The organism is Streptomyces sp. NPDC007971, from assembly GCF_042958635.1.
Taxonomy (GTDB): domain Bacteria; phylum Actinomycetota; class Actinomycetes; order Streptomycetales; family Streptomycetaceae; genus Streptomyces.
The window spans coordinates 117004-125407 of record NZ_JBIBJK010000010.1 but is presented as its reverse complement, the minus strand read 5'-3'; the positions used below and the strand labels follow the sequence as shown (position 1 = coordinate 125407).

Below are 8404 nucleotides of genomic sequence, written 5' to 3'. Positions count from 1 at the left end.
CTTGACCGCCCGACCGCCCGACCGCCCGACCGCCCGACCGCCCGACCGCCCGACCGCCCGACCGCCCGACCGCCCGACCGCCCGACCGCCCGACCGCCGACCGACCGGCCACCTGCCGGTCGCCAGGCCGGGCCCGGTGGCTGCGTGAGCCGGCCCGGGCCAGGAGGATCAGCGACGGGCCGGCCGGGAGTAGGGTGGAGAGACCGAGAGCACGCCGCGCACCGCCTCAGGCACTGGTGCCGTTCTCGGCGATCGACGACGCCGGGGCGGCTTTCGCCGTGTCCGGGGCAGGGTTGGTCATGACCGCGCAGGTGCTCCTCCCGACGACCTTGACCCTCCCCGCGCTCCGGCCGGCACGGGGCAGGCCGCGCACCCGTACGCCGGGCCCGCCGAAGAGGGAGCGCAGGTCGTCGCCCCAGATCGCAGAACGCGTCCGCCCACTGACGCGTGGTCAGGTCGCGGACCGTCTGCAGGACCTGGGCGACCTGTACGCGGAGACCTCCGGTGGCGACCCATGGGCGTGGAACCAGGCGCGTGGCGCCTTCCTGCGCCATCTCGCGGCAGACACACGACGACCGGGGTTCTCGCTGCTGATCGCGGAGACCACCGCCCTGACCGGATACGCCTACGGCTTCCCCACGGGCGGCGCGGGTCCATGGTGGGCGGGCTTCGACGGACCTGTTCGGGGAAGTCTGCTCCGCCGTGCCGTCTCCGGGCGGCTCTTCGTCGTCTCCGGGATCGTCGTCCCGCCTCGTGTGCGCCGGGAGTACCGCGACCACGTCTGGAACCTCGCCCGGCGCCTGCAGCGGCGCTTGCTCGCCGACCACGGCGCTGCGCTCGGCGTCACGCTGGTGGACGTCCGGGACGACGGGAGCGTGGAGACCATGCGGTCCTGGGGCTGGCGGTACGCCGGAGACGACACCCTCCAGGCCGTGCCGCCCGGTCCGTTCCGCATTCTGGTGCTGGCTCCGGGGGCGTGAGCAACCCCTTCATGGATCACGCTTCGGCTCGGGTCAGGGGCACGGGCAGGCGCAGGGCGAGAAGGGCGATGTCGTCGGTGCTGCCGGGGAGCATCCGGGCCGACAGCTGGTCGCACAGGGTGTCCAGTGGTTCGTGGGCGAGGGCGAGGGCGTGGCGGCGCAGCCGGTCGAGCCCGCTGTCCAGGTCGCTGCCGGGAACTTCGATCAGGCCGTCGGTGTAGAGCAGGAGCGTGGACCCCGGCGGCAGGGCGTGGGCGGCGCTCGGCTGATGACCGCCGGTGCCCAGGCGGGCTCCGAGGATGAGTCCCTGCCCGGATTCGAGGTACTGAGCGTTCCCGTCGGGGGTCAGCAGCAGGGGCGGCGGATGCCCGGCACTGGTCCAGTGCAGTGTCCAGGGGCCGCTGTCCGGACCTTCCACCCGGGCGAGGACGAGGGTGGCCATCCGTACGGTGGTGATGGCGTGCATGGCGTCGTCGAGGCGGTCCACGACGGCACCGGTCGGCCCGGCGTGGTCCCAGGTGAGGGAGCGCAGGATGCCGGACAGCTGCGCCATGCCGGCCGCGGCGGTCAGATCGTGGCCGACGACGTCGCCGATGACGAGGGCGAGCGTGCCGTCCCTCAGCGGGAACGCGTCGTACCAGTCACCACCGACCTGGGAGCCGGGCGGAGCGGGCTGGTACCGGGCGGCCAGCTGGAACCGGCCGTGCTCGGGCAGCGGGGGGAGGAGGTTGCGCTGCATGGCCTCGGCGACCGCGCGCTGCCGGCCGAACCGGCGGGCGTTGTCGATGACCAGGCCCACCCGGCGGCCGATGTCGCTCACCACGTCCAGATCGCCCCTGTCGAAGGGCCGTGCCGGGTCGGTGCGCACCAGTGTCAGCGCGCCGCTGACCTGCTGTCCGCTGCCGAGGGGCACCGTGATGACGGATGTCGCGCCGGTCGCCCTGAGGAAGACGCTGTGGACGGTGGCCAGCGGGGAGTCGGGCGGTGCGTCCAGGTCCGCCGGGTCCTGGAGGACGGGATCGTCTCCGTTCAGTACCTGGACCAGGGGCGAGTGGGTCGCCGCCCCGGCCGGGGGCAGGTGACCGCGCCAGTCCTCCTGCCCGGCGTCACGGCCCTCGGGGCCGGTCACGGCCACCCGGTGCACCTGACGGGAGCCGACCCGCAGGTCCACCGCGGCCCAGTCGGCAAGGCGGGGAACCAGGACCTGGCTCAGCCGGGCGAGGGCCTCGTCCACGTCCAGGGTCTGACCGAGCACGTCGGTGATCTCCGCGACGAGTGTCAACCGCTCGGCGAGACTCTCCAGAGCGCTCGTACGAGCGGCTCGTTCCGCCTTTTCCGCCCGCTCCGACTGCTCCGCACGTGCCGCACGTTCCGCACGTTCCCTGCGGGCGCGGCGGTCCGCCGCGGTCTCGACGATCAGCACGACCATGCCCCGCGAGACGCCGGAGACGTCGTCCCTGAGAGGCGTGGCCGACCAGGAGATCGGGATCAGCCGTCCGTCAGCCCGCAGGCACCTGTCGTCGTCCCCGCGTGCCGAACGCCCCTCGGCCAGCGCCCGCAGCAGCGGGCAGAGCTCTCGCGGGATGAGGGCGCCTCCCGGGTCCCGATGGCACAGGTCATGCAGGTCCTGCCCGTGCACCACCGCTGCCGCGCGACCCAGCAGCCGCTCGGCGGCGGGGTTGACCGCGACGATCCGCCCGGCCGGGTCGATCACGGCAACGGCCGTGCCCAGCTGCTCGACGACCTGCTGCCACAGACCCGGCTTCGCCGCCGACAGCCGCTTCTCGCGGTCTCCGCCGGACCTCAAGCCCTCCACCACGCCGCCGCCGTCCTTCCCGCACGGACCACACCGCGCCCGGGACCCCCGGGCCGCCGGGTCACAGAGACGTCGGCGCCCCGATGGTCCCTCTTCGAGTACCCGGCTGCACGGCCGACACGACAGTGCCTCCGCGACACCGTTTGACCGGGGGAGACCTCCCATCGGCGGTGCTCGGCCCCGACCTCGCCGCGGCGGTGAACGTCGCCGCCCGCCGTCGCCGCCCGTCGCCGCCGTCGTCACGGCCGACCGCCGCCGCGAACCCCCGCCCTCGGCCGACGCCACGTCCGCGCCGTACGGCCATGGGCCCGCCGAAAAGCGTTCCGGGTCCTGCCCGACGACGTGCCGCTCCGACGCGGCATTCCGGCACCGAAGTCCCGGCTGCTGGCAGGGACTTCGGTAACCATCGCTCCCACACAGGACCTGCGCCGCGGCTCAGGGAGATCAGTCGGCCAGCCGGTTGATGGCAGCGGCGGCGATGCCCTCCATATAGCCGGAGTCGTCGCTGGGCTGACCGGAGAGTTCGACCACGCCGACCCTGTGACCGCTTCGGATCACCGCGACACCGCCGGCGACCTTGCCGTTGCCACTGTAGGCCGGGTACCAACTGCCCTCGCCGGCCTTGACGGTGATCGCATGCGCCTTGCCGTAGTACCAGTGACCCGCCGGCTCATTCTGGCAGCCGCGCACCAGCTTGTTGAGCTGCTCCTCGTACGAGGCCGCCGACGTGCCGGTGGAACCGTCGGCGACGGACTCGGTCAGCGAGGTGCCCTTGGTGTCGAAGGCCCAGGCCACGTCCGCATAGGCGACGGCCTTCCCCTTGGTCAGTGCGCGCATCGTCTCCTCGCCGGAGCACGCCGAGAGAGCTCGTTTCCCGCTCAGGCCCACGGTCGCGCCGACCGGGGCCAGGCCCTGCTGGAAGAAGTCCTCACTCTGCATCAGGTTGCCGGAGCCGAGGCCGGGCTCGGCAGCGGTGGCGGTGAGCACGGTCGCCGACCGGTTCGCAGTACTGGTCTCCGCGCCGGCGGCAGCGGGATGAGTGCCGATGACGATCGCGATCAGGGCAGCGCCGGCACAGGCAGCCGCTGCCGCGGTACGACCGCGACGCGAGAACCTCTTGCCGGCTGCTTGGTTGTCGAACATCTCATCTCCTGTCTGGTGGCGACGCGGTTCGCGTCGTCGTACACCACGGAGATGCCGCGGGTCCGCGAGATGTTGGATGGAAACCAGGGGCAACTGGTGTGATCCACCTCACTCCAGCAGGTGGGGGCTCGGACGGTCTCAGAGCCGCGTCACGGCCGCACGGACGATCCGCGTCATCGCAGCCGTGCCCAGGCAGGTGTCGACCTCCAGGACCCCGTAGTGAGAGCCGTTTTGGAGTACGGCGATGCCGCCGCACGGCTCCTTGCCCCGTGGCGCGGTCCCTGTGCTGTTCAGGTCACCGTCGTACATTCCCATCCAACTCGCGGTGATGTCCGCCGCGACGTCGATCGTGTGCGTCGGCCCGTAGACCCAGTGGGTGGCCACTTCGCTCTGGCACGGCACTTCCTCCAGCAGCAGGCGCTGTGCGTAGTTCCGGGCCAGTGCCCGGCTTCCGGCGTCGTCGGCGACTTCGCGGGCGACCTCGTGGTCGATGTTCGCTGCCGTGCTGGGGTCGTCGTTGCCGGTGTCCTTGAGCGTCACCACATCGCGGAAGTGCGCGTCGTACGATCCCAGGGTCTGGCCGAGTGTCTTCTCGCCGGTGCAGACCGCGTTGGCGTAGTTGCCGTCTCCGACACGATCCCGCACATGGATGCGCTGGGAGACCCCGGCCTTCCTGAACTCGGCGCCCGTCAACAAGTGCCGGTTCGTCATGGGGCCGCTCGCGGGCTTCGGTGCCGAAGAGCGGGCACCCGGCGAGGCCGCCGCAGCGCCCGGCGTCGGCGACGGGCCGGCCGGAGCGGAGCGACCGGGCAGGACGAACCGGCCCGTCAACAGGCCGAGTCCGATGGCTGCCGTCAGGATGACGGCGATCGTCCGAGTGCGCACGACAGCCCCTCCCGGCTCTCGCTCGGCTGATGCGGGTCGACGCGGGTCGACATGGGAGAGCCGGGATGCCTCAGCAGGCACCGCCGAGGCGGTCCCGCATGAAGCGACGTGCCTGATGGATACGGTCCTTGACCGTGCCCAGGGGAGCGTCGGTGATCTCAGCGACCTGAACATAGGTCAGGTCGCCCAGATCGCGCAGCACGAAGGATTCCACCAGGGCAGGATGCCGCTCCTCGAGCGCGGCCAGCGAGTCCATCAGGTCCAGGCGGGTCCCCGCGATGACGCTCGTCGTCCGAGGGTCGGCACCCTCGGGAAGGACCGCATGGCTGTCCTCCGCGCGTCGGCGCATCGAGCGATAGGTGGACCTGGCGGCGTTCGAGGCGATCACCGTCACCCACCCGAGGAACGAGCCTCGCCCGCTGTACTCGTGCAGATGGGTGCTGATGGACAGCAGAGCGTCCTGCGCAGCCTCTTCGGCGTCGGCGTGGTGCGGAAGGAACCTGGAGCAGCGGCGCATGACCGTGGGGCGAAGCCTGACGAGGAGGCGGTCCAGGGACGCCCGGTCACCTGCCTGGGCGGACGCCACGAGCTGTGTCAGCTCACCCTCTTCGATCATCCTGCTGCCCCCCGTTCACGTATGACCTTGGACTCCACCTGACCGCCCCGCGGTTCCCGGCCCCATCGCCTCAGGCAAAATGTCGCCGCATGCGGAAGCTAGGTCGTTACCTCCTTGAGGACAGGCTGGGAGCCGGTTCGTTCGCGACCGTCTGGAGAGCATACGATCCTGAACTCGACACGGATGTCGCGGTCAAGGTGCTGGCCGACAACTGGGCGTCGAACGCCGATGTGCGACAACGGTTCCTGGCGGAGGCGAGGCTGCTCCGAAGGATCTCCAGCCCACGTGTCGTACGCGTTCACGACGTCGGTGTCCAGGACGACCGACCCTACTTCGTCATGGACTACGTCCGAGGCGGCACGCTGGCCGAGAGGGTCGGGCACTGCCGGCCCGCGGAGGCACTCCATCTGGCGGCCGAGGCCGCATACGCCGTCCAGGTGCTCCATGACGCAGGCGTCGTCCACCGTGACATCAAGCCGTCGAACCTCCTGCTCGACATCGGCCGCACGTCCACTGCCGTACTCGTCGCGGACCTCGGCAGTGCGAAGCAACTGGCCGACGCGTCGGGGCTGACCGTGACCACGGGCACTCCCGCGTACATGGCGCCCGAACAGGCCCTCCAGACCGGCGGGTTCGATGGCCGGGCCGACGTATACGCCCTCGGGGTCGTCGCCTACGAGCTGTTGACCGGACGCAAGCCGTTCGGTTCGGGCGGTCGCACCACCCTTGCGGCGGCGCAGGCACCGCCGCCATCGTCGCCGACGCTTCCCAGAGAGCTGGGGGCTCCGAACGGCATGGACACTCTTCTTCGTGCCGCGCTGTCCGTGGAACCCGAGAACCGACCGCCAACCGCGCAGGCGTTCGCGGATGCGCTGTTGTCCCAAGGGGGAGAGGAGCCGGTGCCGGCCAGGTCCTCAAGACCGACACCCCTCGCGGTCTGGCTCGCGGCGGTTGTCGTGTTCCTGGTGACAACGGTGCTGACCTGGTTGGCCCGCTGAACTCGGATCGCGACCGCTCGGTTCACGGGAGCGCTCCGTGTGACTCCGAGGACCCGGCGAATCCGAAGATTCGCCACGAATCTGGCGCGCGGCAACTGATCACCACGGACAACAAAAGGGCCCAGGTCGCTGACCTGGGCCTTCTTCGTGGAGCGGGTGACGAGAATCGAACTCGCGCTCTCAGCTTGGGAAGCTAAGGTGATCTACGGCTGACTGACGCGCTGACCTGCGACGGAAGGGTGTCGACGCCTGGTGGGCGGTCCGTTCGCTCCCTGGTGTTCCCCGTGGTTCCCCGCACAATCTGGCACAGGTCTGGCACGGCCGTCTGCTCATTGCGACCTGACTTGCCGGTCTACTGATCAAGGCTCTCGCCCACCAGCGAGGCTGACGAAGCCCACGGCTCTGAACTGCTCAGATGCCGTGGGCTTCTATCGTTGTTGGTTGGCGTCGGCTGACCTCGCGCGGCCCCAGGACGGCCCAGCAGCTCGGTCCCTTAGGGAAGCCCGGACTTGCCCAGCAAGTGACCCAACGTGCTGATCGCCCGGCCCAGCCGCTCGTTGGCCTCGCCAGGCAGAGCCGGTGGGCGCACCAGCGATAGGGCGAGGATTGCTGCGATGTCTGTGCGGCCCTGGTCCAGGTCCTCTTTGGCCGCGTAGGAGCATGACGAGTTCGCGCCAAAGGGTCCCGGGGGAGGGGTAGTCAGTCGCTGGTTGGTACGGCTTGCAGGAGGTTGGGGACGCCGCAGGCACTGGCGAGGAGGTCGGCGTAGGCGGTGAGGATGCGGCGGGTGTCGTTGAGGGCCGTGCGGAGTTCGTCGGTCTGGGGCCACAGTTGTTCGTGGTCTCGGCGTGAGCGGTCGGTGGGGCGCTGGTTTTCCCAGTCCTCCAGTGCCGGGTGCCAGCGGGCGAGCAGGGGGCGGATGCCGAAGTTGAGCATGGCGACGGCCAGGTAGCCGAAGTTGTACTGCCCGTTGCGTTTGGGCTCGGCCACGTCCGGGCCGTGCCGGCGCAGGACATCGCGGGTCGTGGCGAATAGCGAGTACAGGCTGGTCAGGGCCTCCCTAAGGAGGCCCTCGTCAGCTCGCAGGGGTACGACCGAGACTCGGGTCACGAGTTCTACGTAGACTTCCCAGGCTGCACGCCGTTCGGCATCGTTCGGCTCCCAGGTGCCGGAGATCTCCAACACGTGCAGGTTCAGTTTCACATCCACGCTCTTGGGCGCGCGCACCATGACCGTTCCCCTTGGCTTCTGACGGAGTGTCCTATCCTCGGTCTCGTTGACTCACATTACTGGGGAAGATCAGTCGGCGACGTCTGGCAGGCTCGGGATGCTGCGGCATCGTGGCTGATCATCGGCTGTCGCGCCTGAGGAAGTTGCGGATCGACCGGCGAAGTGCTGCACCACGGTCGACGACTGATCTGTGCTTTGTGGGGCCCTGTCCGGTTGACTCTTCATGTGGCGGAGGCTCGTTTTGGGCTGGTGTGGTGTTCATGAGCGCTGCCGCTACATCGTCCAGCAAATGGTTGTCGAGGATGGACCGGAAGGCGTCGTCGCCGAGGAGAGCCCTCTGTCGGCCGAGCCAGTAAAGGGTCCCATCAGGCGGACTTCCAATCTCCAGTTGAAGCGCCAGCGCCTGCAGCGTGTACGGCACGCCTTCGGCGGGGCGTTGCTGCTCGATGCGGAGCACGCCCAGCTGACCTGTGGTCTCAGCGATGCCGGAGCGGTCGCCGAGCTCCTCGCTGATGGTGAGGGAGGCGCGGTAGTGTTCCTCGGCCTGCTGGTAGTCCCCCCGCTCCTGCGCGATGGTGCCGAGCTGGTGGGAGCTGCTGGCGATGCCGGAGCGGTTACCCAACTCCTCCTTGATGGTGAGGGAGGCGCGGTAGTGTTCCTCGGCCTGCTGGTAGTCCCCCCGCAGCTGCGCGATGATGCCGAGCTGGTGGTAGCTGGTGGCGATGCCGGAGCGGTT

The 8404-nt window shown here is 70.0% G+C and carries 8 protein-coding genes; 2 read left to right on the top strand and 6 right to left on the bottom strand.

Going from position 1 to position 8404, the window contains the following annotated elements:
* Positions 1 to 299: 299 nt before the first annotated feature.
* Positions 300 to 980 carry a hypothetical protein gene (locus ACFZCP_RS22255; protein ID WP_391429177.1) on the top strand — a complete coding sequence of 227 codons (681 nt, stop codon included), beginning with the start codon at positions 300 to 302 and terminating at the stop codon, positions 978 to 980.
* Positions 981 to 996: 16 nt separating this feature from the next.
* Here the strand turns inward: ACFZCP_RS22255 and ACFZCP_RS22250 are convergent, their stop codons facing one another.
* From ACFZCP_RS22250 to ACFZCP_RS22235, 4 genes are all read right to left on the bottom strand, one after another.
* Positions 997 to 2799 (bottom strand): SpoIIE family protein phosphatase, encoded by a 1803-nt coding sequence (locus ACFZCP_RS22250; protein WP_391429175.1) that lies wholly within the window; start codon positions 2797 to 2799, stop codon positions 997 to 999.
* 441 nt (positions 2800 to 3240) lie between these two features.
* Entirely contained in the window at positions 3241 to 3939 is a 699-nt protein-coding gene (locus ACFZCP_RS22245; RefSeq protein ID WP_391429173.1) for a hypothetical protein, read from the bottom strand.
* A 138-nt stretch (positions 3940 to 4077) separates the two neighbouring features.
* Positions 4078 to 4824, bottom strand: coding sequence for a hypothetical protein (locus ACFZCP_RS22240; RefSeq protein ID WP_391429171.1), 747 nt, complete (start codon positions 4822 to 4824; stop codon positions 4078 to 4080).
* Positions 4825 to 4894: 70 nt separating this feature from the next.
* The gene (locus tag ACFZCP_RS22235) at positions 4895 to 5440 is read right to left on the bottom strand and encodes a sigma-70 family RNA polymerase sigma factor (protein WP_391429169.1); all 546 of its coding nucleotides are present in this window, start codon (positions 5438 to 5440) and stop codon (positions 4895 to 4897) included.
* A gap of 89 nt (positions 5441 to 5529) precedes the next feature.
* Between ACFZCP_RS22235 and ACFZCP_RS22230 the strand changes: the two genes are divergently transcribed.
* Positions 5530 to 6438, top strand: coding sequence for a protein kinase (locus tag ACFZCP_RS22230; protein WP_391429167.1), 909 nt, complete (start codon positions 5530 to 5532; stop codon positions 6436 to 6438).
* A gap of 699 nt (positions 6439 to 7137) precedes the next feature.
* On the opposite strand, the gene ACFZCP_RS22225 is transcribed toward ACFZCP_RS22230, so the two are convergent.
* The gene (locus tag ACFZCP_RS22225) at positions 7138 to 7548 is read right to left on the bottom strand and encodes a hypothetical protein (RefSeq protein WP_391429165.1); all 411 of its coding nucleotides are present in this window, start codon (positions 7546 to 7548) and stop codon (positions 7138 to 7140) included.
* A gap of 238 nt (positions 7549 to 7786) precedes the next feature.
* The coding region (locus ACFZCP_RS22220) for a tetratricopeptide repeat protein (protein WP_391429163.1) at positions 7787 to 8404 on the bottom strand (618 nt) is incomplete at its 5' end.